Raw genomic sequence first — 24,226 nt, forward strand, 5'->3', positions numbered from 1 at the left:
CTACGTGCCCATCTGACTGGTCTAGGTTGCGGCTTCGTGCTCCTGTTTGTAGAACTCCAAGAGCGGTGCAAGTGCCTCTCGCAACTCGGCGGGGATGCTCGCAGCGGGCAGGAGCCCGATGACAATGGCGCGGGCAACCATGGCATCATCCATCCGCGCATTGTAGCGACTCCATAGCTCGCGGGCCGTTTGGGAGTGGAAGGTGTGGATGTGGTCGCTCAGATCGAAGGGACTGATTGCGCCATGTTGCCAGTGTTGGAAGTGTTGTTCAAGCTCACGCAGCGCTTGGTTAAGCTCGGCCTCGTATGCTTGGGTCGCATATTCGCAGATGAGACGCTTGATCGCTTTGGGATACTCGCGCATAGGGTGTTTCCTCTCTAGTAACGTGTTGGAGGAACTAGCCATCAGCACTAGCATACCATGATGCGATCCTCCATATTCGTCTTGCAGTACAGCTTCTGATACGATACAATGAGAAGGATCGTATACTGCCTAAAGAACTAAAATATGCCGTATGTAATTATTATACAACCTGATGCAGAAGAAGATATTACCTATTACCGTGTTCGTGAACAACGAATCATTATTGACGGTATTAAAACGTACCTTCAAATACAACCCGATGTTGAAAGTAATCGTAAAAAACCACTTCGTTCAAATAAAATTGCACCATGGGAATTACGTATAGATATTTACAGAGTTTTTTATCGTTTCGATGAAGCGATCATTTTTATTATGGCTGTTGGTCATAAAATTCATAACATACTCTATATTCGCGGCAAGGAGGTGCCATTATGATAACTCTTGATCTCCGTCAACGATCTATTTCTCTCGATGAATTATTACGCACTGTTGATCAAGACACTGTTGTAATTGTTCGATCCGATGGAAAACGCTTTGTTCTTGAGTCAGAAGATGCGTTTGAGCAAGAAGTAGCGATGCTTGCTCAGAGTGAGACATTTATGGCGTTTTTGGACGAGCGTTCAACCCATAAAGGTGGTCGAACACTTGAGGATTTTGAGCGTATGCTCAATGATGCGGAGCTTGAAGCGGGGGAAACCTAAATCCTCCACACCCGGATCGTTCCGTCTAAACTCGTGGAGGCCAGAGTCTGGCGGTCGGGGCTGTAGGCGACCCCCGTGACTGCCGCGCTGTGCCCCTCTAGCGTATGCAGCAGCCGCCCGTCGGCCACGCTCCACAGGCGCACGGTGGTGTCGGCGCTGCCGCTGGCGACGGTGCGCCCATCCGGGCTGTAGGCCACACTGGTGATCGGGCCGCTGTGGCCCTCGAAGATCAGTCGCAGGCTGCTGTCCCCTAGGTTCCAGAGCCGAATCGTGCTGTCCATTGTCCCGCCACTGACGATCAGGTCGCCATCGGGGCTGAAGGCGACCGCCGCACCGAGCAGCGTTGCTTCAATGTAGGCAAAGACCGCCTTGCCGCGTAGTTGTTCGCGTAGCGTCTGCCGCAAGCGCCCGTCACCGATGCGCCAGATGCGCACGCTGCTGTCGAGCGTGATCACGCTGGCGATGACTTCGCCATCTGGACTGAAGGCTAACCCATTGACGTTCCCCATCTGCCCGCGAATCGCTCGGACGAGGCTGTTGTCGCTCGTCTGCCAGAGGCGCACGGTCTTGTCGGCTCCGCCACTCGCCAGCAGGTTGCTGTCGGGGCTGAAGGCGACGCTCGCTACTGCTCCGCTGTGCGCGTCGAGGCATGCGATCTCGGCGCGGTCGCTCACGCTCCATACACGGGCGGTCTTGTCGCTCCCCCCGCTGGCCAGCAGACGCCCGTCCGGGCTGAAGGCTACCGCCAAAACACGCTCGCTGTGGCCTGTGAGTTCGGCAATCTGGCTGCCGTCGCTGATGTTCCATAGCCGCACGCTGCCGTCTATCCCGCCGCTGATCAGCCGGTCTCCCTCTGGGCTGAAGGCGAGGGCGAGGCTGCCGCCTTTGTGGGCCTCTATCGCGCCCTGGGTGCGCACGCTTACCGCTACTTGTCCCATGCCCATGAGTCCGCGCTTCAGTTCGCCTGCGTCGGCGAAGCGCTGTTCTTGGGTCAGCGCGACGGCCTGAGTCACCGCGTCGGCGACGTGGTGCGAGAGGCTGGAGTTGCGTTTGCGTGGGCGTAATAGTGGGTCGGAGCTGCTCGATGCGCGCTCGGCTGAGGTCAGCGGCGCTTCGCCGGTGAGCAGGTGGTAGAGTGTGGCCCCGACGCTGTAGATGTCGCTGCGTGGGTCGGTGTGCTGGTCGCTGCTGCCCCACTGTTCCAGTGGTGCGTAGGTGGGGGTCAGGCCGCGCCGTGAGTTCTCGGTGGCATCCAAGCCCTGCTTGAGCAACCCGAAGTCCACCAGTTTGATCAGCCCTTCGGGGGTTAGGCGGATATTGGCCGGTTTGATGTCGCGGTGGATGATCGGCGGGTGCTGGGAGTGGAGGTAGCTCAAGACATCGCACAACTGAAGTGCAAAGCCGAGTACCTGCGATTCGAGCAGCGGGCCGTGCTGTTTTTCTAACACATCCTGAAGGCTCTGCCCCGGCACCAACTCCATCACCAGATAGCCGTTGCCATCCTCCTCGAACATCTCGAAGTAGCGCGGCAAATTGGGGTGCCTCAGCGCACTCAGGATCGCGAACTCGCCCTGGAAACTGCGGATACTCCCCGGATCAAAGGTCTCCTTGATCGCCACCATCCGCCCCGGTTCGGCTCCGTCTTCGGCCTGATAGACCGCGCCAAAGCCGCCATGGCCGAGAGTCCGCACGATCTGGTAGCGCCCCACCTGCGCTTCCGGGTCTTGCAGGCGTAGCGCGTTGCGCAGGTTGCCCCCACAGCGCCGACAAAACTGCGCCGTGTTGCGGTTCTCGGTGGCACAACGGCGTCCAGTTCGGCTGTCCTGACAGATGAGCATGGCAAACCTCGTAACGGCTCATGATGGGGCTAGACGAAACCACTGGTTGACGCAAAGGCGCGAAGACGCAAAGATTTCGATTGCAGCCTCTATTGAGGGCTTTGCGCCTTTGCGTCAAAATCTTAGTGCTAAGAATAGTACCAAACCTCTACACCAACTCAGCAGCGATCTGGCGCAGCGCCCGCGCAATCGGTGCGTTCGGGGTGCGCCGCACGAAGAGCCCGCCACTTCCTATTGTTTGCAGCGACTCGCTGTGGTGGAGCACCGCCACTACCGGTTGGCTGAAGACCGACGCGACCCGCAGCGCTACTTCACCGGCATCAAAATCAACCGGTACCTCGTTCACGATCAGGCGAATGTCGGGCGCTCCCAGCCGATGGGCAAGGTCAATCAGTACCCCGGTGCCATAGTAATCCTGATGATCGGGGCGTAGCAGTAATAGAACGTGATCGGCGATTGCAATGGTGAGCAACGTCTCTTCGCTCAGCCCGGCGGCAGTATCAACCAAGACCATATCGAGGTGCAGATCTTCAGCGAGAGCAGCAAGCCCCTCGCTCAGCGTTTCAGCACGATAGACCCCGCGCAGCGTTTCGAGGATCTTTTCGGTTTCGCCACTTGCAGGCACTAAAACCACCTTCCCCGCCGGAGGCGATGCGATGCGGTGGGTGACATCGGTGGCCACCATGCGTAACTCACAGCGTCCGGCGAGGTAGTCGTTGATGGTGAGGCGGTAGTCAAGATCATCAATACCGAAGAAGAGATGCAGACTCGGCGACTGCAAATTGGCATCAATCAATCCCACCCGCAGCCCGCCATCAGCCAACAGTACGGCCAGGTTCGCCGCGATGGAGGATTTCCCGGTGCCCCGGCGGAATGAATGGATGACGGTAATGGGTGTCATAGGTGTGATTTTTTTGATGCTTGTGATGCTCACAGGCATCAATCAAACAAATTCTTCAACCGATCTGGTGTGCGACCTCGTGTACGGACACGAGCCATACGGATGTTGTAGCTAATCTGCCCCTGGTTTTCTTCGGCAACAAGCAACCCATGAGCAACGAATGTGTCGGCAAGCTGTTGCGCCTCATCAAGTTCGCAGCCCACTTCACTGCTGAGTTCCGCAAGGCTTACACTACCACCATGACGGGTCAACCAGGTCAGAATGCGGCGCAGACCAGCAGGGAGGCTGAGCAGATCAGAGGGGGTTACGCCTCCCTCACCAGTATATCCGGCTAGTTCGTCAATCAGTTGTTGATACATGGTCTGCCTTACCCTTCGCCCATCTTATCAAACAGATCAACAATCTGGCGCGGGCGGGCGCGGGTCTTCTCGGCAATCGTACTGCTCGCGTCGCGTAATCGTCGGCTGAGGAACTTGATGATCGTCAGCGCAAGGTCGGGATATTGATTGATCAGATCAATCAGCACCTCGCGCCGAATGGCGAGCAGGTAGCAGGCATCAATCGCGATGGCGCTGGTGGGATGCGCGGGCGCATCAAAGACGGCCAATTCGCCAAACGGGCTACGCGCTTCAAGCGTGGCGATGCGGATCACATTGCCGCGTGCCCGCGTCTCTTCGATCCCGACCCGCCCATTCACAATCACAAAGAGCCGGTCGGCGGGATCGCCTGCGGTGAAGATCGGCGCACCTTGGGGGTATTCCAACTCTTCGGCGGCGCTGGCCAGGATCTGGAGTTGGCCGGGGGCCATGTCAGCAAAAACGGGGACGGCACGTAGGAAGATGGCCTTCTCAACCACAGAGAGCACGGCAATACCTCCTTGTTCGGTCGGCGGTAGGCTCGGTTGGTGTTCGGTTTGTGCGGCGCGGGCCAAGTTGTGCCGCCACTCCGAACCATGTCCGACCATCTCCCAGGCTTGGTGATGTGTGATTGCAGATTGCGGCCAACGCTGGGCCGCCAGGGCCAGTACTCGCTCAGGTAGGCGGTCAGGACGCATGATACCAGCAGTGAGCCGCGCTTGCCAAGGTGAACGGGCATTCTCTAAGGCTTCGCTGGCTTGTGCGCGGCGCTCACGCTCCTCGGCGCCTAAGCCTTGCCAGATCGAACGTGCCGCGTCGTCGCCGTCGCTGGCGGCTAATAGGCGTCGTAGCCGTTCCAGCAGGTCTTGCTCCTCTTCGTTGATGTCGTCCAAGAGGAGTGTCCCGAAGGCTCCTTCCAGTTTGCCCAGTGCTGGTCGGATCTGGATGATGGTGGCAAGCCGGGCTAGGAGGCTCTGCTCAAACTCGATCAGTTCTGCGCTGGGCCGCCCTGGGTTGAGCCGCGCCAGCGTGACGAGCGCCGCTTCGCGTTGATCGAGGCTGCCCGCTTGCTTCAGACATGCGCTCAGGGCCGCCCGCGCAGGTATGCCGATCTGGAAGAGTGTACTACTCGCACATGCCCGTACACTGGGGTTGTGGTCGCCTAAAACGCCCACTAGCATCTCGATCTGGCTGGGGCCAGCCTGCCCCAGCGCGAGCGTCACGGCGCGCCGTACCGGTACCGTGGGGTCGTTGAGGCTCTGGCGGAGTGCCGCGACTAACGCGCTCTGGCTGGCGAGGTTGCTCAGATGGGCGGCGGCTTCGGCGGCGGCCAAGCGCACAATCGGTGAAGAGTCGTGGAGGCCGGTGATCAACATCTCCGGCGCGTGCGTGCCGATCACGCTCATCACGGTGGCGCGCATCTCGGCTTCAGGGTAGGCGACTAGCGCAACGAGTTGCGCCCGTGCCTCATCGGGGTACGCACGCAGCAAGAGCCGCGCCGCCGCGAGCTGTACACGCGCATCAGGGTCGTTCAGCATGCTGCGGAAGAGCGGCGCAGCTAACGCCCGCACCCCACACAGCGCGTCCAGGGTTGCCCGTCGCACCGCTGGCTCTTCGGCGCGGATCAGGCGCGGGGCCAGCGCGATCAGCGGTTCACCGGCAATCCCACTCTCGCCCAACAGATCGAGCATCGCCACCTGGGTTGGGGCTGGGCTATGTGCGATCCGGGTGGTGAGGGCGCGTTCTGCTGCATTCCGATCCAGTTCGATCAGAATACGCCCAAGGAAGATCTGATCCTCTAAGCTCTCGGTCGCCGCGAGCCGCACCTCTAACATCTTCACTGTCTCTGGGTCGGCGCTACCAAAGCCTGCGAAGGCCATGCGCTGCGTGATCGGATTCTGCTCCCGCGCCAGCGCGATGGTGGCGTTACTATACGCCCAACGTACCCATACGGCGGTCGCGACGGTGCCAAAGGCGATGATCGCGCTCAGCCAGGGGATGATTGGCACGCCCCAACTCACTGTCTGTAAGCCCAGGATGAGTAGGCTGCCTATGGTTGCCCCTAACGGTACCACCGCCCCGCGTACAATCGCCCGCATGCGCATGCGCAGTTCAGCCGCCAGCGCATTCATCAGCAGGTCTTCGGCAGGAATCTGGAGGCTCTGGCGCAGGGTGGTGCGTACCACTTGGCCCGCCATTGCCGCCGCGACACTTCCGGTGACACCGACCCAAATACTTACCGCCAGCGCAATCGCGGGGTAGATCAGGTTGGTGCGCGAGACCCCGATCAGGCGGATGATCTGCGGTAGCCCAAAGGTCTGGAAGGCCCAGCCGACCATATTCGCCGCCACCGCAATGATCGCATAGATTGTGCCGAGTTGACGCTCATCGGGGTAGGCCTCCACCATCACCCCACTCGTCTGGTAGGTGAGCAGCAGCACCAGCGTGACCGCCAGGGCGGCGCTGGTGGTGAGGGCGCGGGCGAGTGGGCTTTGGCGCAGTTGCGGCGCATCGGCGGCACGCGGTTGTTCGGGGTGGCGCACACGCGCATGCAGGTTGCCGGTGAGCAGCGCTGCGAGGCCCACCAGCAGGAAGGCCAGCCATGCCAGCATTGTCCCGCCACTACCCACAGTGTTGAGCAGGAACGGCAGGGTTGCGGCCCCAATGATCGCCCCGATGCGCCCGGCGGCGCTGATCACCGGGAAGCGTACTTTGGCCTCTTGGGCGTCGTACTGGTCGGAGATATAGTTCCAGATCTGGGCCTGGAGGAGATCGCGGGCGGGGCGGAAGGCGAGGAAGAGTACCAAGGCGGCCCACACCATCCCGGCCTGGAACGCGCCCCAGATCAGCAGATTGATCGCCACCACCCCCACGATGATCGCTGCCAGCAACACCCCGGAGGGGCGGCGGGCTAGGGTGCGGGTATAGATTGCCGTCGTGCCGACGCCCAACACCGCCGTACCAATCAAGCCCAATGGCAGAGCGGCAACCCCGTAGTGGCTCAGGAAGAGTACCTCACTTAAGGTCTCGCCCATGAAGAGGCCAGCCGAGAGTGCCAGATTGATCGTGTAGTTGCGGCGCATAGTGGGGGCTACCCTTATCCTATTCCCCGGCCACCAGACGGGCAATATCGGCCTCAGACACGCTGCGCTGGCGCCCGGTTAGCTCCTTGAGCGCATGAAAGACCCGTCGCAGTTCGCCAGCATCCAGGTGAATGCCCCGGTTGGCGAGGGCCAACGCCAGCGACTCCTGGCTACTCATCTTGCCGATGACGATGGTGATCCGTTCGGCCCCCAGAAACTCCGGCGTGATGATCTGGAAGGTGCGCCGGTCGCGCTGCATCCAATCCACCTGGGTGCCGGTTTCGCGCAGCAAGACCGAAGCGCCTACGACTGGTTTGTTGGCGTGCGGGGCGATGCCAGAATAGCTGGCGACTAAGCGGCTGAGCGGCAGGAGCGCGGTACTGTCGGCCAGTAACTCCAACCCCAAGGCATCGCGGCGTAGCAACAGGTTGGCCACCACCTCCTCGGTCGGCGGCATCCCGGCGCGCTCACCCAGCCCGTTCACCGCCGTGGCCACCCCGCGTGCCCCGGCGCGCAACGCCGCGATACTATTCGTTGTACCATTGCCTAGGTCGTGGTGGGCGTGGAAACAGATCCCGGCGTCGGGAGCACCGGCCACCAATTGGCGTACCAGATCGCTCACCTCATCGGGGAGCATGCGCCCAACCGTATCGCAGACCACGATCATCTCCGCGCCCGCCTCGGTCAGGCGCTGACATGCCTCGATCAGCAGGTCGGTTTCGGGGGTTTGTGAGGCATCCGCCAGGGCCACATCAATCCCGGCGCGATCCCCGACCAAATCGCGCCCGAAGTGGACTAACTCAACCGCCCGCTCCAACGCTTCGCGCTGGCTCATCCCCATGCGGCTCTCCAACATCAGCCGCGAGACCGGGAACCAGAACGAGACCCGTGGCATTTCGGCATCGGCGACGGCCTGGTAGCAGAGTTGGAAATCCTCGCGGGTAGCGCGGCCGGCACATTCAACCTGCGCCCCGGTGACATGCTGGGCTACAGCACGCACCGCCTCAAATTCAGCCGGACTGATCGGTGGGTAGCCGGAATTGATGATACAACCGGGTAGTGCCGCCGCGATCTGGTGCGCAATCGCCACCTTATCATCACGCAAAAAGATGACCCCCGCCGTCTGTTCGCCATCGCGCAACGTCTCCTCATTGAGCGTTACTCGGTCGGTTGGTAAGCTGAAACGCGAGTTGCTCATGATTCTTCACTACTACGCCGATCTTGGTGGCGTCGGCGCATCTGCCCCGCGCTGGCGCGCAAACTCTGGAAGTAGTCGGTTTCGGTGATCGACTCGACCTGTTGGCGTTTCTTCTGATCATCAATCTGAATGTTCAGTGCCGCGATCTGCTGCTTGAGCGAGTGTTCGCGCTTGATGACCTGCTCGGCCATCAAACGGAAGACCGCCGCTAGATCGCTGACCTCATCGCGTAGACGGCGTTGCTGGAGCTCGTTGAGGATCTCCTCGGCCATCTCACCCCGTTCGAGGGCTTGCGCCGCTTCACCTAAGCGTTGCACCGGCGCACTAATCGAACGGCTCATCACGATGGCGACGATCACCACTACTACCGCCGTGGCGATGATGACGCCGATCATCTGGATCTCTAGGCTCCGGCGCTGGGTTGCGATACTCGTCGTCACCTTGTCAGCCGCCATATGGAATTCAGCCATCTCGGCCCCAACCGCCAACCCACCAAATACCCCATCTTCCGCATAGACTCCATGCGCAAAGCGGATGGGTGCATAGGTGGTTGCCTTCTTGGCATTCGACTGGTTCACCGTAATGACAAAGCCATCTTCACCCTGGAGCACCTTCTCATACATGATCGGCAGATTGGGATCAGCCCATGCCCCATACTGGAGGTTCATCGGATGCCGACCGCGCTCCTCTTTACTCATCTCCTCTAGCACCGGGCTCACCAGTTGGCCGGTCGGGTCGAGACCGCGCAAGACCCAGAAACGCGGGTGGGCAATCTCCCAGCCCTCATTGTCGAACATGTAGGCATAATTGCCACTCGCATAATCGGGGAAGACGGTAAAATTCTTGTTTGAGGTGGGCAGAATGTGCAGCGCAAAGCCCATCACATGGCGATAATCGAGCGAGAGCACAACCAAACCATCAAAGGCTCCCGTCTTGGTATAGATCGGAGCGGCAAAGCGGATGATCGCCTCATACTTTTTACCCTCCACCGCCGCCAACGGATCAGCGGCATCGCCCAACTGTTCCGCTTGGCTGACATACCAGGTGGTGACGTGCGAGACATAGATCTCGCCGGGTGCGAGGGCTTTCGTTGCGGCGAAGTAGTCTTCAGAGAGGTAGGTCGTATTTGCGGGGTCGCTGACATCGCGCAGTTGATTGGCGGGGAGGGCTTGGCCATCAGCAACCCGCAGGCGTTCGCGGCCATCCGCACCCACATAGGCTATCTCGCGGAAGATCGGCATCATCTCGCGCATCTCAACCGGAGCCGCGTTCGTCCCGCCCAGATACCAGACTTCAGCCTGACGAGCGGCGAGAAAGGTGGTGAAGCTCGCCGCATCGCGGGGGATCAGCGTAGCCGTTCGGGTATCCTGTACGCGCTCTTCAAGAAAGCGTGCAATCGCATTGGCGGTTTCGACCGTGCGTAACTGGAGCGAATCGAGCGACTTCTCATCGAGCGTTGCCCGTGTCACCTCAGTCGCCTGATCGCCTGCCTCTTGGTAGCCATTGATCGCAAAGAAACTGATCACGCCCAGCGGAGCGAGACCAATCAGTAGTGCCACCAACAGAAAGCGCCAGACCAGACCAACGCGAACCCCCCGCGATGTGGCTGTAGCAGCCATAACCTCACTCCTCAACATCCGCACCGTTGCCCCCTCCGGCAGCGGTAGATTAACCCATCAAGCGTGCCGCCACCTGACGATAGGCGGCAGTTACTGGGTGATCGGGGAAGCGCAGCGCAAAGACGCCCGCACTTGCCAGGGCCATGAGTTCGTCCGAATGGGGGATGACAGCGGCAACGGGGCAGTTATAGATCTGCTCCACCCGCTTCCCGACATCGTTCATGTCGTAGGTCTGAGGTACCTTATTGACCATCAACAACAGATGCGGCACATCAAGCTTGCGTGCTACCTCGACCGTGACCCCAGTGCCCTGGTAGTCCTGCTGGTCGGGGCGCATAATGATCAGCAGCGCATCGGAGATTGCGATGGAGAGTAGGGTCTCCTCGTTCAGTCCGGGGTGGGTGTCAATCATCAAGACATCGAGATCGAGCGCCTCAACCAGGCGCTGGAAGCCATCGTTGAGCAAGCCCGGATCATAGCCATCGCGTAGTACGCGCGCGATTTCACCCGCCTTGATACTGGAAGGAATGAGGAAGATCTTCCCGCTGATGGGTGTTCCAAGCTCGTTGGTGACATCATAGGCCGCATCTTCAATCTCGCACGTCCCCCACAGATAGTCGTTGAGCGAGTGGGCCATATGGTCTTCATCCAGACCAAAGAGGACGTGAATACCCGGAGACTGAATATCGGTATCAATCACGCCAACACGATAGCCCTGTGCGGCGAGCAGTGCGGTGATATTAGCGGTAGTGTTGGACTTCCCCGTACCGCCACGGAAGGAGTGGACAGAGATAATCGTCGCCATCGGAGGCTCCTAGTGGCTCGTTGTTTCAATGGTGAAGGGCAGATCAGATCGGAACGATCCGCTATCTGACCGAACGAGGAGATTGATCAGTTTTACCCAAAAACGCTGTGTCTGACAGCATATCACATCGTTATTACACGTATTGCTGCGTATGGTGTTAGTCCGTAGCAGCCTTGAGTTGTTCAACGAGCGCGATATAGTCGTTTTGCGCCTGTTCTAGAGTTGTGCCCTTGAGTTTGGCCCAGGCATCATACTTGAGCCGGTTGGTCATGTCGAGAATACCGGGACGGGAGCCACTCACATCGCCCACAGTAGCCTGCTTGTAGAGGGCATACAGCTTCAGCAACTCGTTATTGTCGGGGCGCTTGGGGAGGTTCTTGGCATCTAGGGCCGCCTGGTCAAACTGAGCGCGCAGGTCACTCATCGTCGCCTCCTTCATAGATTGCTTGCGATTGTGGTTCAATGGTAACACTGATTGCAATACTGTGTGCAGCCTGCCCGATCATCCCGTAGGGGCGAAGCATCGCCTGCCAACTTAGATGATATTCCCCTACCACATGGAGGGCGATGCTTCGCCCCTACAGGATATTGAAAGGGGTTCCCCGATCATCCCGTAGGGGCGAAGCATCGCCCGCCAACTTAGATGATATTCCCCTACCACATGGAGGGCGATGCTTCGCCCCTACAGGATATTGAAAGGAGACCGCGATGCGCCTCATGCTTCACGCGGACATCCTCATCATAGTGGTGAGTGTGTTGCTCAGCCCGATTCAACCCCCGGTTGTTGCCCAACAACCATCAACCCAACCCCAGGCACTCCCCCGCGACATGATGGGCATGGTCATCCGCGATCCCTGGTACGATTTCGGTACCTACCCAGGGATGCCCAACCAACCCAACCGGGTTGCCCAGGATCGCATGGGTCAGGTCTTGGCCGAGGCGGGGGTGCGTTGGGTGCGGTTAGAGTTTTTTGTGCTTGGTGATGGGCAGGAGGCGCTCAACCAGACCTTTGCGCGCTACGACTACTTTATCAATGAAGTCGCGCCGCGCCACAACTTTAAGATCCTGGCGCTGGTTGGTTTTGGTATCGTGAATGAGAGCGATGTCCTCGATCCTAATACGGGGATTACCGCTGTCCCATTTTTCGATGATCTACAGTACGGAGGTGGGGTAAATTCCTACATCAAGCGTTGGCTCACGCGCTCTTTAGCGATAGCGAACCGCTATGGCGCGAAGATCGCCGCCTATGAGGTGCTGAACGAGCAAAACCGCTTGCCGCCGAGCGGCAAGGCGGTGCCAGCCTACCTCGCGGCGCGCCTACACACCAAGTTCTTCCACCACCTCAAGTTCCCCACCCCTCCCGATGGGGCTGCGTGGCGCAGGAGTGTTCAGGTGATTATTGGCGGGTTGCACCCCAAGGGCACCTTAGAGAAGGACAGCCCTGGCTACCTGCGCGATAGTGATTACCTGCGCCAGTTGTATGGCTACAACCTCACTACTGGCCAGATCATCCCGACTGACCCCTTTCCAGCCTACCAGACCCGTTATGGTTTCCTGCCCCTTGACGGGATTGGCTACCACCCCTACCCAGAGGAGATCCGGCTCAGTCTTCAGGCCGATGTTGACCTGATCACCGACCGGCTCAATACGCTACGTAACGTCTTAGCCAGCATCAACGATCCCTACCGCCCCTTCTGGATCACCGAGATTGGCTACAACACCGCCTTCAAAACCCAAACCGAGGCCGGGCAGGCCGCGTTTATGCGGGCGGTCTATACCACCTTGGCGGCGCGCCCGGATGTCGCCAGCATCTTCTGGTTCAAGTACGAGGACTTCCCGCCCGCCGATGGCCCCAACGCGCAACGCTGGGGGATTGTGCGGATCAACTTCACCGATAATCCGGCATGTCCGGGTGGCGCATGCTACACCGTCAGTGGCGAACCGGCCTCCTACCGCCAGAGTTTTTGGGTCTACCGCGAGTTGGCCGGGTTGCCGATCTATCGGGTCTATCTGCCGTTGGTGGCGCGTTCCTAACACATTGCGCAGCCACAAGCCAGAATGCTATAATGATCTCCGAAACCATCAACACGTAGGGGCGAAGCATCGCCCGTCCAATAGAGTTCGTCTTCCCCGTGCCACATGGTGGGCGATGCTTCGCCCATTCTAGAAGAGCCAACCCATGGATAGCGCCGCAGCGAGCCAACTTGCCGATACCCTCAGCGCCCACCACCAATCTCTTTGCGACCACGTCTCAGCGCGTCTATTGGCTGAGTACCCGGAGATTGCGCAGAGCCTGCGCCTTGAAGAGAATTATACGCCGGTACGGCGGCTCTCGGCGGTGGCGGTCGAACGGCTCAATGAACTGGTGCGCGCCATCCTGATCTTCGACCTGCCCTCGTTAGCCGATCAGGAACTTGAATGGGCGCAGGGTGTTCTACCGCGCAATGGTGTGAAATCTGAACACCAGATGAGTATGGTGCGCTGGTTCTTTGAAGAGGTGCGCAAACTTCCCATCAGCCCAATCGAGCAGGCGATAGCCCATGAGATCGAACACTACTTCCTTGGGCGGATCAAGCAGATCCACAAACTGCATGCAATGTAACCATCCACCCCATCTCTGCATCTAAACCCACAGAGCGATCCCCAACGGCATGCTATACTACCAATAGCGATCCACCGTTTTCTGGAGGTAGCGCTCGTGCCGGGACCGACGATCACGATCACTGTCTATGATGATGAGCAGCAACTTCTCCAAGGGCTGCGCCATCATGATCCTGACTCTTGCACCTGCTTGGTCAAGCGGTTTGCCCCGCTCGTCTATGCGCGGGCCATGCGCCTGGTTGGCGATCCCGATGAGGCCGAGGGGATTCTTCAGACCACCTTCATTAAGGCGTGTCATGCGATTGACAACTTTGATGGTACGAGTGGTTTGGGAACCTGGCTCTACCGGATTGCCACTAACGAAGGCTTGATGCACTTGCGCAGTCGGCGGCAGGCATTGGCGATTGATGACGTGGCGGATACGCTTCAGCCGGAGGATATGCCGGGCAACCGCATGGCATGGCCCGAAGATCCGTTGCGTTCAACTCTCGATTCCGAACTGCGTCGCGAGATCGAAGCTGCCATCGCCGAATTGCCCGCCAGCCTACGCTTGGTGGTCACGTTACGCGATATGGAAGGTTTGAGTACCGAGGAGACGGCTGAACACCTTGGGATCAGCGTTGGTGCAGTGAAGGTGCGCCTGCACCGTGCGCGCCTCAGGCTGCGCGAATCCTTGGCCGCCTATATGTCCCGACATTAGTTGTCCTGGCAGGAGGAAGGAGACGATGGCTTCGACGCAGCAGAATCAGACCCCATGCCGCTGCGGCGGCCTCGCTTCACAACTCAGTGCCTATCTGGATGGAGAACTCCCCGCCGATCTTTGTCGCGAACTTGAGCTGCATATCGGCGATTGCCCCGATTGCAAGGTGGTGCTGGATACGCTACGTCGCACGGTACAGATCGTGCATGATTTGGCGAGCACCCCCACCGAAATCAGCCTTCCACCGAGCGTCGAGGCGCGTCTATTATCGCGGTTGGGTGGGTCGGCGTAGAGACGCAAGATATTGCGTCTCTATACGAGACGCAATATTTTGCGTCTCTATACGAGACGTAATATTTTGCGTCTCTATACGAGACGCAAGATATTGCGTCTCTACGCCGTCTTCCTATTTTTTCGCTAGGTTCGCCGCAACCAGGATCGGGTCCCACACCGGCGAGAAGGGCGGCGCGTAGGCGAGATCCAACTCGCCCACCTGCTCCACCGTCCACCCTGCATGCAGTGCCACCGCGATGATGTCAATCCGCTTCGCGACCCCCTCGCGGCCCACCAACTGCCCACCCAACATCCGCCCGCTGCCCGCCTCGTACACCAACTTGACATGAATGTCGGCGTGGCCCGGCATGTAGTGGGCACGCGAGTTGGCCGTCGCACTGACCGTCTTGACCGTGAAGCCCTCGGCTTTAGCACGCGCCTCGGTCAGGCCGGTGCTGGCGGCGGTGGCCTCGAAGATCTTTACCACCGAGGTGCCGACGATCCCGCCGAAGCGCGCCGCGCCACCGGCGATGTTCTCACCTGCCACCTTGCCCTGCTTGTTCGCGGTGGTGCCCAGCGGTACCCAGGTCGGTTTGCCGGTGACGAGATTGATCGCCTCGGCCACATCTCCCGCCGACCAGACATTGGGCAGGTTGGTGCGCTGCTGGTCATCAACTGCGATGGCTCCGGTGGGGCCGATGGTGATCCCCGCCTGCCGGGCGAGGTTGACGTTGGGGCGCACGCCCACCGCCACGATCACGATCTCGGCGGGGAAGCTGGTTGCTCCGGCGACCACTTCACGCACGCGGTCATCACCGTTGATCGCGCTGACCCCCTGGCTGGTCTGGATCACGACCCCCTGACGTTCGAGTTCGGCATGCACATGGCTGGCCATCTCGGCATCGAGGCTGGGGAGCAGTTGCGGCAGTTGCTCAACAATCGTCAGTTCGATGTCGTGAACTGCTAGTGCCTCAGCCATTTCGAGGCCAATGTAGCCCCCGCCGATGATCACGCCCCGGCTGGGGCGGTGTTCGCTGATCCAGGCATGGATCGCCTTGGCATCTTCAACATTGCGTAGCGCAAAGACCCCCGGCAGATCAATGCCGGGGATGGGCGGGCGGCTGGGTGAGCCACCTGCTGCAATGAGGAGCTTGTCATAATGCTCTGTGATGATCGTATCCGTCGCTAGGTTGCGTACCTCCAGTGTTTGGGCTGCCGTATCAATCGCCAAGACCTCGTGGCGTACTAATGCGGTAATCCCCTGCTTGGCAAACTGGGCTGGGGTTCGCACCACCACATCCTCAATCTGGGCAATCTCGCCCTTGATCGCGTAGGGCAAGCCACACGCCCCATAGCTCACATAGCCGGAGCGCTCATAGGCGATAATATCGAGGTTGGGGTTACTGCGGCGTGCCTTGGCGGCTGCACTCATCCCGGCTGCGCCACCGCCAATGATGATCACGCGCTCGCGTTGCTGAGGGTTGTTCATGGTGTTTAGGTTTCCTTTTTATTGGTATCGCTCGAAACCCACGAAGGTGGGGTCTGGGGCGGCGAAGCCGCCCCAGGATATTTTTTGTCGAGGGTTTGGCGGCGAAGCCGCCAAACCCTTGACAAAATCGCCTGAGTTTTCCAGAAATATGATGCGTTACGCCCATCAATTGTTACCCCGCCCAAAACTGAATCACCCCCCAGCGCCCGCTGGTCATCCATTCGGCATCTTGCTGGGCAACGGCGTGGCTGCGCTCAGGCGGAATGCCGACGACGATCTCGGATTTGCAGGTACGCAGGAGCAGCAGCGGGGCCGGGGTGTAGGTAAGAATCTCTTGGAGCGGCGTGGTGGTCGGCCAGTGGAGATCCCCGAACCAGCGCCGGTAGTTGGCATCGCCCTTACTGATCAGCAACCCCGACTGGCTCAGGTCATTGCGGAGGGCGACGGGCATCTCCCAACCGGGGAGCGGCGAGGTCCAATACCAGTCGTCGCGCAGCGCGATGCGCCCATCGGCGAGGGCGGCGAGCAGGCGCTGGCCCGCCGCAGCGGCAGCGGCGTCTTCGTGCTGGCTCAGCCAACCGACCGTGGTTTGCACATCCACCACTAGCGCGTCGGAGACGAAGGTGGGGTGGGGTTTAGCGTGGATCACCAGTTGTATTCCCTGGCTGAGCAGCAGATCGGCGAGTAGCAGATCATGGACGAGTTCACTGCCAACATTATCGAGGATCAGATCAACCCGCGCATCGCGGCTCGCCAGAGCGCCAAGGTGCGCCACGGCACGCGGGGTATCATCGGCGAGGATGTGGGTACCACCGGGGTTCTCGTTCTCACCGGCGGGCCAGAGGCTCAGATCGGCTTGGTTGCCCCACAGAGAAGCGGCTAGGGCCGCACTGAGATCGCAGGGCAGGCCGGAGAGTACGAACTCCTCCAAGGCCAGCCGCTTCTGCACCGCGTAGGGGTCAGCATAGAAACCGGGGCCAGGTTGGAAGTAGCCGGTCGCTTCCAGAATACGCCGGTACATCGCGGTCTCGGCAAAGAACCAAGGCACATCGAGCCAGTTCTGGCCCGCGTAGGGGTCACAGTAGGCATTCCAGAGCGCCAGATCGGGGGCGCTCCTATCGTGGGGGGCACGGACGGGCGCGTGCGGAATCTCCTCGGCCAAGGCCAACACCGCCTGGGCCGCCTCAGGCGTAAGGCTATTCTCGCGCAACACGCGGCGCACCGTAGCGGGCATGCGCCGCACTACCGTGTCGTGGGCGAAGGAGCCGATGTCAGCACCGCGTAGCGGCGGTGGGAGAGAAGCAGGTTGATGTCTCATGCCGAAAGTGTAGCATATTCATCAGATGTCGCTACACCCGCACCAACAACCCCACCGGGAAGATCGCTAACAGATCGCGCAGAGCCAGCCCGCCCCCCTCGGCATGGGCGGCAACCTCCACCTGCGCCCCGGTGAAGAGGTTGGTGTAGCGTGTCCCCTCGGCCACCCCCGGTAGTGGCAACCATGTCTCGCCCCACACCGCACCCACCGGCGCTAACTCCTCACCCCCCACCAAGCGCAGGCTCAGCCGGGGTACCACACAGAGCAGTTCGCGCCGTTCGAGGCGGCGGCTGAAGGCCACGACATGCTCCGCGTGTGGCCCCGTAGCACCAAGGGCAAGGTAGCTCCCCGCCGCAAAGAGATCGGTCTGGGTGCGCCGGAAGCCCAAGGTGCGCATGGTCAGGTAGAGCTTGATGCGTCCATCTGCCGCGTTGCTGAGCAGATCGCTGGCCAATGCGGCCAGATCGCCGGACGCCTCGCGCTGACGCAGGTCGGCCAGCAGGCGCTGGCGTAACCCGTAATCCACCGGACGGCGGTTATCGGGGTCAACTAGGCTCAGATCCCAGAGTTCAGTTCCCTGGTAGATGTCGGGTACGCCAGGTGCCGTCAGCTTGATCAGCGTCTGGGCCAGCGAATTGAAGCGCCCAAAGAAGGCCACTTTGCGGCTGAAGGTACCGATACTCTCGATAAAGGCGCGACTGCGGCGGCCATCCAGAATAGCGGCGACAAAACTCTGCACGGCTGCATCATACTCCGGGTTGGGGTTGACCCAACTGGTATGCACCTTAGCCTCGCGGGTGGCCTTCTCCATATAGGCCGCAATGCGTTCCTTGAAGGCCGAGGGTACGCTGGTCACATGCTCGGTATGGGGCCAAGCACCGACAATCGTCTGGTAGAGCAGGTACTCATCATTCCGCGAGGGTAGGGCTTCACCATCCACCACAGTCTTCTTGGCGGCATTGAGGCGGCTCCAGCGCAACACCAACTGCCGCCACTCGCGGGGCAGTTCCGAGATCACATTGATGCGGGCGCGCACATCCTCACTACGCTTCGTATCGTGGGTCGAAGTTGCCAAGAGCGAATCGGGCCAGCGGCGCGCCCGTTCGGCGGCGTGCGCGTGCAGATGGCGCAGGTCGGAGCCGAAATGTTCGGGGTGTCCGCCTACCTCGTTAAGCGAGACCAGCCGGTTATAGACATAGAAACTGGTATCCTCAACCCCCTTCGCCATCACCGGGCCACTAATCTGCTGGAACTTCATCACAAAACGCAGCACACCCGCACGCGCTTCGGGAGCAAAATTGGTCAAGTTGCGTAGCGTCAATGTATCGCCCAAGAAGTCGAAGATCGCCCCGGCCGTGCGCGGGTTCCTCCGCTTGGCCTCACGCACGGCTGCATCTATCGCCCGCACATCACGTTCAGTCACCCGCTCTGGCCCGCGAATATAGGTGCGGTAGATGTCGAGACAGGCCAAGACCTCGCGGATGGTGAAGGTGAGGCTATTGAGCGTAAAGTCGCGGAAGTGGCGATTATGCTCGGTCAGATCGTCCAGAATGTGGCTGAGCGCATTGATCTCACTCGCCAGCGAGACGAGCATAATCTCCTTCTTTTTGGAGTTGACCAGATTGGCAAACTGAGGCTGTGGGCCAACCAGATCGGTATAGATCTGATCAAAACTCCGCCGCGTACTCTGATCAACAAAAATCCCATTGACTTCATTCAGGAAATCATAGCCCGTAGTTCCGGCCACGGCCCAATCATCAGGGAGCGGCTCGCGCAGCGAGAGGATCTTCTCGATCACCATATAGACCGGGCGGCCCAACGTCTGCTCGGCGTGGTGCTGCAACTGGTGGAAGTAGCCGGAGGGGTCCCAGAGGCCATCGGGGTGATCAATCCGCAACCCGCTGGCCTGACCGGCAGCCAAGAGTTGGAAGATGCGTTGGTGGGTTGCCTCCAACACTTCGGGCAACTCGACCCGAATAGCAGCCAGATCGTTAATATCGAAGAAGCGGCGGTAGTTAATCTCCTCGGTCGCAACGCGCCAAAAGGCCAGACGATAGGGCTGGCGCTCCAACAGCGCATCGAGCAGATCGAACGAAGCCGAATGGCCAGGCGTACCGTTATATGCACTCAAAGTCTCCGCCAGCGCCTGCTGAAGCGGCACACTCGCCCGGTAGAGGCGGTCAATCCGGCGCTTGATGATCTCCTTCTCGCGGTTACGTTCAGCAATACTCTCCGGGTCAGTCTCGGTACGGGGCGGCAAATACTTAAGCGCAGTGATAATACTCTGCAACTCCATCACATCGGGATCATCCGCGCCCTGGGTCGCAATCAGGTAATCGAGGCGATGCGCGAGGAGATCGCTATAGGTACGTGGATTGATCGGAAACCGATGTTCCCAATAACTCAATACAAAAGAGCCATCGGCATAATGGAGTTGGAGTTCGCCGCGCTCCAACACCTCCCCATACTGATCGCCCAAGACCGGCAGCAGCACTTTCCCCGCCAATTGGCGCGGCACCGGCTCCCAATCAATATCAAAATAGTGGGCATAGATCGAACTCGCACCATTCTCTAGCACATCAAACCACCACCCATTACGCACATCACCAATCCCCATGTGGTTGGGCACCACATCCAGGATCATGCCCATCGCATGCTCGTGCAAGACGGCGCTCAAGCGCTCAAAGCCCTCCTCACCGCCCAGGTCGGGGTTGAGGCTACTATGATCGGTAATGTCATAGCCGTGGCTACTCCCACTACGCGGGGTGAGAATCGGTGAGGCATAGAGATCACTCATTCCCAAATCATGCAGGTAGGCAACCAATTTTTCCGCATCAGCGAAGGTGAATTTAGTATTGAATTGGATACGATAGGTTGCACGGGGCATAAGAAATTCCCTTCTTCTAACGCAAACCTTCAGTATTGACGCAAAGGCGCGAAGACGCAGAGAATATCCTATTCTAAAGACTTTGCGTCTTTGCGTCTTTGCGTTAATACGTGGATGCTAGGAGAACTAAGAGCCGTTACCCACCCACATCTTTACACTATGCGCCGCCAATAGATCGGGATCGCAGCGTGTTGCCGGGGTTGCTGGATCATCCCAACGCGCAGCAGCCGAGTCGAGGAGGAGTTCCCAACTCCCCGCTGGTGGGGCCAGCGCCACCGGGGTGGCTGCGAAGTTGAGCGCAATCCAGACGTGGTGGGGGCCATTGCGGCGGTGCAGGCATAGGGTTCCCGCCGCCGCATCCACTACGGTCTCCAGATCCGTGAGCGCCTCGGCATGCAAGGCGGGGAGTTCGCGGCGTAGCCGTAACAACTCGCGGTAGAGATCGCGCAATACCTTGTGGCGTCCGCCACTACGCAACTCGTGGTTGAGCTTGGAGCGCACAAAGGTGGCCACATCCTGCGGATCGGGCAACTCGACGCCGTGGGCCGCGACAAAGGCAGCAAACTCCTGCTTACGCCCCTCGCGCACCCCGCGCACGAGATCGGGGTCGCTGTGGTCGGTGAAGAACTGGAACGGGGCGGGTTCGGCATATTCCTCGCCCATAAAGAGCAGTGGGATGAAGGGTGCCAGCAGCAGCGCCCCAGCAGCCAACTTGAGTTGCTCGAAGGTGAGTAATGCCCCCTTGCGATCCCCCACCGGGCGGTTGCCGACCTGATCATGGTTCTGGAAACAGACCACAAACTGATCGGGGCGGGCGTTGGGCATGGGGGCGAGGGGCGGATCAGTCTCCGTGTGCGTGTCGGACGTAAAGACATGCGCCTGACGATACGCAAGGGCGAGATGTTCGAGACCTGCGAAGGCGGCCATATAGCCCAGGCGCTCGCCGGTAAAGACGACATGCAGCGCGTGGTGGAAGTGATCGGCCCAATGGGCATCGAGATCGTGGCCGCCTTTGGCGCGGGGGGTTACGAGGCGCGGGGCATACCCCTCGGCGATCAGGTAGGCCGGGCGGCCTGTCTGTTGCGCCAGCTTGCGTGCCTCATCCGCCATTTCGTCCAGAATGTGGATCGGCGAATAATCATAGATCTCGTGGGTCGCATCGAGGCGCAAGGCATCAATATGGTACTCGCGGAACCAACTCAGCGCGTTGGCAATGATGAAGTGGCGCACCGGGCCACTCTCCGGGCCATCATAGTTGATCGCGTCGCCCCACGGCGTGTGGTAGCGGTCGGTGAAGAAGGGCCGCGCCAGTGACCAGAGGTAGTTGCCTTCTGGCCCGAAGTGGTTGTAGACCACATCAAGGATGACGGCCATGCCGTGCTGGTGGCAGGCATCCACGAGCCGCTTCAACCCGTCTACTCCGCCATAGGCAGTGTGCGGCGCATAGAAGTAGACGCCATCGTAGCCCCAGTTGCGCTCGCCGGGGAAGTGGGCGACCGGCATCAACTCGATGGCGCTGATGCCCAACTCCTTCAGGTGTGCTAGGTGGGGAATAATTGCATCAAAGGTGCCTTCGGGGGTGAAGGTACCGACATGGAGTTCATAGACCACATAGTCGCGTAGGGGGATACCCTGCCAAGCCGCATCATGCCAGGTATAGGCCGGGTCAACCACCGCCGAGGGGCCGTGTACCCCCTCCGGCTGGCAGCGCGAAGCCGGGTCGGGGCGTTGCTCGTGGCCATCAATCTGGTAGAAGTAGCGCGTACCGGGTGGCACGGCATCGAGCGTGACGCGCCAATAGCCAAAGGGGTCGCGCTGCATCGGTACCGAGCGCGGAGTAGGATCTAGCAGGGAGAGATCGATCTGGGTGTGGAGGGGGGCCCAAACCGAGAAGGCCGTGCGCCCATCGCCGAGATAGGTCGCACCCGGAGGTGAGTCGTGTGCGGGGAACCGGCCCCGTGGTGCTTCGGTCATTGTTGATCCTTTCGTTATATTTTTTTGTTGGTGTTTGGCGGCGAAGCCGCCAAACACCAACAACAGGAGTCTTACACCACCTCATTCTTCAAGAAGAGCACCGCGAGCGGTGGTAGGGTCAAACAGAGCGATTGCTGGTGTCCGTGGGCTGGGAGAGGATTAGCCATCGCCCCACCGGCATTACCGACCCCGCCACCCCAATATTCTGCGCCGTCGCTGTTGAGGATCTCGCGCCACCACCCCGCGTGGGGCACCCCGACACGGTACTGCTCGCGCACCACTGGGGTGGCGTTGATCACCACCAGGATGCTCTCGCTAGTGCTGTGGCCCCGGCGCAGGAAGGTGTAGGTACTATTGTCGCTATCGCTGGCATCCACCCACGTAAACCCGGATGGATCACAATCAAACTCGTGCAGCGCGGGTTCGTTGACGTAGAGCCGGTTCAGGTCGGCGACTAAACGCTGTAACCCCTGGTGCGAGGGGTAGTCGAGCAGGTTCCAATCTAGCCCTCGGTCGTGGTTCCATTCACGCCAATGGCCAAATTCTGCCCCCATGAACATCAGCTTCTTGCCGGGTTGGGCATACATGTAGCTGAAGAGCATGCGCATATTGGCAAACTTCTGCCACACATCACCCGACATCTTGTCAATCAATGCGCCCTTGCCATGCACCACCTCGTCGTGCGAGAGCGAGAGCACATAATTCTCGGTGAACATGTAGAGGCCACGGAAGGTGAGTTCGTTGTGGTGGAAACGGCGGAAGATGCTATCGCGGCGCATGTACTGGAGCGTATCGTGCATCCAGCCCATGTCCCACTTATAGCCAAAGCCCAAGCCACCCACGTAGGCTGGTCGCGAGACCATCGGCCATGCGGTGCTCTCCTCGGCCATGGTCTGCACATCGGGGAAACTCTTATAGACCTCGGCATTAAACTGGCGCAAGAAGCCAATCGCATCAATATTCTCGTTACCGCCATACTCGTTGGGTATCCACTCGCCCTGTTTGCGCGAATAGTCGAGGTAGAGCATACTCGCCACCGCATCAACGCGCAGGCCGTCAATGTGGAACTTGTCGAGCCAGCAGATCGCCGAACTGATCAGGAAGCTGCGCACCTCGTTGCGGCCATAGTTGAAGATGTAGCTGCCCCAATCGGGATGGAAGCCCTTGCGCGGATCGGCATGTTCGTAGAGATGCGTGCCGTCGAAGTAGGCTAATCCGTGGCCATCGGTGGGGAAGTGTGAAGGTACCCAGTCGAGGATGATTCCGATGCCCTGCTGGTGCAGGTAATCCACAAAATACATGAAGTCCTGCGGCGTGCCGAAGCGGCTGGTGGGGGCGAAAAAGCCGGTGACTTGGTAGCCCCACGAGCCATAGAAGGGGTGCTCGGTGATCGGCAGTAACTCGATATGGGTAAAGCCGCATGTCTTGACATGCTCGGCCAACAAGGGCGCAACTTCACGGTAGTTGAGGAAGCGCTCCGGGTCTTCCGGGTCGCGCATCCACGAGCCAAGGTGAACCTCATAGAGCGCCATCGGGGCATGCAGATTCTGGTGCTGGTAGCGGGTGGCCATCCAGATACTATCATTCCAGGTGTAGTCACGATCCCAGACCACTGCCGCAGTGCGCGGGGCCACCTCATAGTAGGCTCCGAAGGGATCGGTCTTATCCTCGCGGTAACCGTGGTAGCGTGAGGCAATATGGTATTTGTAGGATGCGCCCTTCGCAACCCCTGGGATGAAGATCTCCCAGATCCCCGAATTGCCCCGGATCTTGAGCGGGTGCGAACCAGCGTCCCAGTTATTCCAATCTCCGATCACCGCCACATATTCGGCATTGGGTGCCCAGACTGCGAAGTAGGTACCGGCGACACCGTCTACCTCCATGATGTGGGAACCCAACCTCTCGTAGAGGCGGTAGTGGGTTCCTTCACCAAACAGGAAGAGATCATCGCCACTAAGAATACTCACCCCCGGTGATACGGCCACGGGTGCAACTTCCACCACCGCCGGGATCACCTCAACCCCTTCGGGGGTCGCTTCGACTTGTGCTGGGGTGGGTTCAGGTGGCGTGGTGGGGACAAGCTTGCTCTGATCGGTCATAGGATACGATCTCCATATCGT

The 24,226-nt window shown here is 59.8% G+C and carries 20 protein-coding genes; 6 read left to right on the top strand and 14 right to left on the bottom strand.

Annotated features, from left to right (window positions below):
• Window positions 1-21: 21 nt before the first annotated feature.
• Complete coding sequence (locus EKD03_RS07115) at window positions 22-363, bottom strand: hypothetical protein (protein WP_129629037.1); 342 nt, start codon at window positions 361-363, stop codon at window positions 22-24.
• Window positions 364-507: 144 nt separating this feature from the next.
• On the opposite strand from EKD03_RS07115, the gene EKD03_RS07120 reads away from it, so the two are divergent.
• Both EKD03_RS07120 and EKD03_RS07125 read left to right on the top strand, forming a co-directional pair.
• On the top strand, window positions 508-798 hold the full coding sequence (locus EKD03_RS07120; RefSeq protein ID WP_129629039.1) for a type II toxin-antitoxin system RelE family toxin: 291 nt from the start codon (window positions 508-510) through the stop codon (window positions 796-798).
• Window positions 795-1,064: a hypothetical protein gene (locus EKD03_RS07125; protein ID WP_129629041.1), complete on the top strand. Its 270-nt coding sequence runs from the start codon at window positions 795-797 to the stop codon at window positions 1,062-1,064. The genes EKD03_RS07120 and EKD03_RS07125 overlap by 4 nt, the downstream gene beginning before the upstream one ends.
• On the opposite strand, the gene EKD03_RS07130 is transcribed toward EKD03_RS07125, so the two are convergent.
• The 8 genes from EKD03_RS07130 to EKD03_RS07165 form a co-directional block, all read right to left on the bottom strand.
• Window positions 1,061-2,902, bottom strand: coding sequence for a WD40 repeat domain-containing serine/threonine protein kinase (locus tag EKD03_RS07130; protein WP_129629043.1), 1,842 nt, complete (start codon window positions 2,900-2,902; stop codon window positions 1,061-1,063). The genes EKD03_RS07125 and EKD03_RS07130 overlap by 4 nt on opposite strands.
• A gap of 148 nt (window positions 2,903-3,050) precedes the next feature.
• Complete coding sequence (locus EKD03_RS07135) at window positions 3,051-3,803, bottom strand: MinD/ParA family ATP-binding protein (protein ID WP_161569205.1); 753 nt, start codon at window positions 3,801-3,803, stop codon at window positions 3,051-3,053.
• Window positions 3,804-3,841: 38 nt separating this feature from the next.
• A complete protein-coding gene (locus EKD03_RS07140; protein WP_129629047.1) occupies window positions 3,842-4,162 on the bottom strand; it encodes a hypothetical protein in 321 nt (106 codons plus the stop codon).
• A gap of 8 nt (window positions 4,163-4,170) precedes the next feature.
• On the bottom strand, window positions 4,171-7,242 hold the full coding sequence (locus EKD03_RS07145; RefSeq protein ID WP_129629049.1) for a cyclic nucleotide-binding domain-containing protein: 3,072 nt from the start codon (window positions 7,240-7,242) through the stop codon (window positions 4,171-4,173).
• 19 nt (window positions 7,243-7,261) lie between these two features.
• Complete coding sequence (locus tag EKD03_RS07150) at window positions 7,262-8,440, bottom strand: LeuA family protein (RefSeq protein ID WP_129629051.1); 1,179 nt, start codon at window positions 8,438-8,440, stop codon at window positions 7,262-7,264.
• Window positions 8,437-10,059, bottom strand: coding sequence for a HAMP domain-containing protein (locus EKD03_RS07155; RefSeq protein ID WP_161569206.1), 1,623 nt, complete (start codon window positions 10,057-10,059; stop codon window positions 8,437-8,439). Before EKD03_RS07155 ends, EKD03_RS07150 begins: the two co-directional genes overlap by 4 nt.
• A gap of 49 nt (window positions 10,060-10,108) precedes the next feature.
• The gene (locus EKD03_RS07160) at window positions 10,109-10,864 is read right to left on the bottom strand and encodes a MinD/ParA family ATP-binding protein (protein WP_129629055.1); all 756 of its coding nucleotides are present in this window, start codon (window positions 10,862-10,864) and stop codon (window positions 10,109-10,111) included.
• Window positions 10,865-11,021: 157 nt separating this feature from the next.
• Window positions 11,022-11,288: an acyl-CoA-binding protein gene (locus EKD03_RS07165; protein ID WP_129629057.1), complete on the bottom strand. Its 267-nt coding sequence runs from the start codon at window positions 11,286-11,288 to the stop codon at window positions 11,022-11,024.
• A 284-nt stretch (window positions 11,289-11,572) separates the two neighbouring features.
• Here EKD03_RS07165 and EKD03_RS07170 point away from each other — a divergent pair, with 284 nt between their 5' ends.
• The 4 genes from EKD03_RS07170 (at window position 11,573) to EKD03_RS07185 (ending at window position 14,457) form a co-directional block, all read left to right on the top strand.
• On the top strand, window positions 11,573-12,898 hold the full coding sequence (locus EKD03_RS07170; protein WP_238613428.1) for a glycosyl hydrolase: 1,326 nt from the start codon (window positions 11,573-11,575) through the stop codon (window positions 12,896-12,898).
• 145 nt (window positions 12,899-13,043) lie between these two features.
• Complete coding sequence (locus EKD03_RS07175) at window positions 13,044-13,466, top strand: hypothetical protein (RefSeq protein WP_129629059.1); 423 nt, start codon at window positions 13,044-13,046, stop codon at window positions 13,464-13,466.
• A gap of 96 nt (window positions 13,467-13,562) precedes the next feature.
• Entirely contained in the window at window positions 13,563-14,165 is a 603-nt protein-coding gene (locus EKD03_RS07180) for an RNA polymerase sigma factor (RefSeq protein WP_174842829.1), read from the top strand.
• A 25-nt stretch (window positions 14,166-14,190) separates the two neighbouring features.
• Window positions 14,191-14,457, top strand: a complete 267-nt coding sequence (locus EKD03_RS07185; protein ID WP_129629063.1) for an anti-sigma factor family protein — start codon at window positions 14,191-14,193, stop codon at window positions 14,455-14,457.
• 114 nt (window positions 14,458-14,571) lie between these two features.
• Here the strand turns inward: EKD03_RS07185 and EKD03_RS07190 are convergent, their stop codons facing one another.
• The 5 genes from EKD03_RS07190 to glgB form a co-directional block, all read right to left on the bottom strand.
• Complete coding sequence (locus tag EKD03_RS07190) at window positions 14,572-15,927, bottom strand: CoA-disulfide reductase (protein WP_129629065.1); 1,356 nt, start codon at window positions 15,925-15,927, stop codon at window positions 14,572-14,574.
• A gap of 172 nt (window positions 15,928-16,099) precedes the next feature.
• Complete coding sequence (locus tag EKD03_RS07195; protein ID WP_129629067.1) at window positions 16,100-17,245, bottom strand: damage-control phosphatase ARMT1 family protein; 1,146 nt, start codon at window positions 17,243-17,245, stop codon at window positions 16,100-16,102.
• Between the two features lie 31 nt (window positions 17,246-17,276).
• Window positions 17,277-20,132, bottom strand: coding sequence for a malto-oligosyltrehalose synthase (treY, locus tag EKD03_RS07200; RefSeq protein WP_129629069.1), 2,856 nt, complete (start codon window positions 20,130-20,132; stop codon window positions 17,277-17,279).
• 126 nt (window positions 20,133-20,258) lie between these two features.
• A complete protein-coding gene (treZ, locus tag EKD03_RS07205; RefSeq protein ID WP_129629071.1) occupies window positions 20,259-22,106 on the bottom strand; it encodes a malto-oligosyltrehalose trehalohydrolase in 1,848 nt (615 codons plus the stop codon).
• A gap of 71 nt (window positions 22,107-22,177) precedes the next feature.
• Complete coding sequence (gene glgB, locus EKD03_RS07210; RefSeq protein WP_129629073.1) at window positions 22,178-24,205, bottom strand: 1,4-alpha-glucan branching protein GlgB; 2,028 nt, start codon at window positions 24,203-24,205, stop codon at window positions 22,178-22,180.
• Window positions 24,206-24,226: the final 21 nt, after the last annotated feature.

The organism is Candidatus Oscillochloris fontis (genome assembly GCF_004138135.1).
Classification (GTDB): Bacteria; Chloroflexota; Chloroflexia; order Chloroflexales; family Chloroflexaceae; genus Oscillochloris; species Oscillochloris fontis.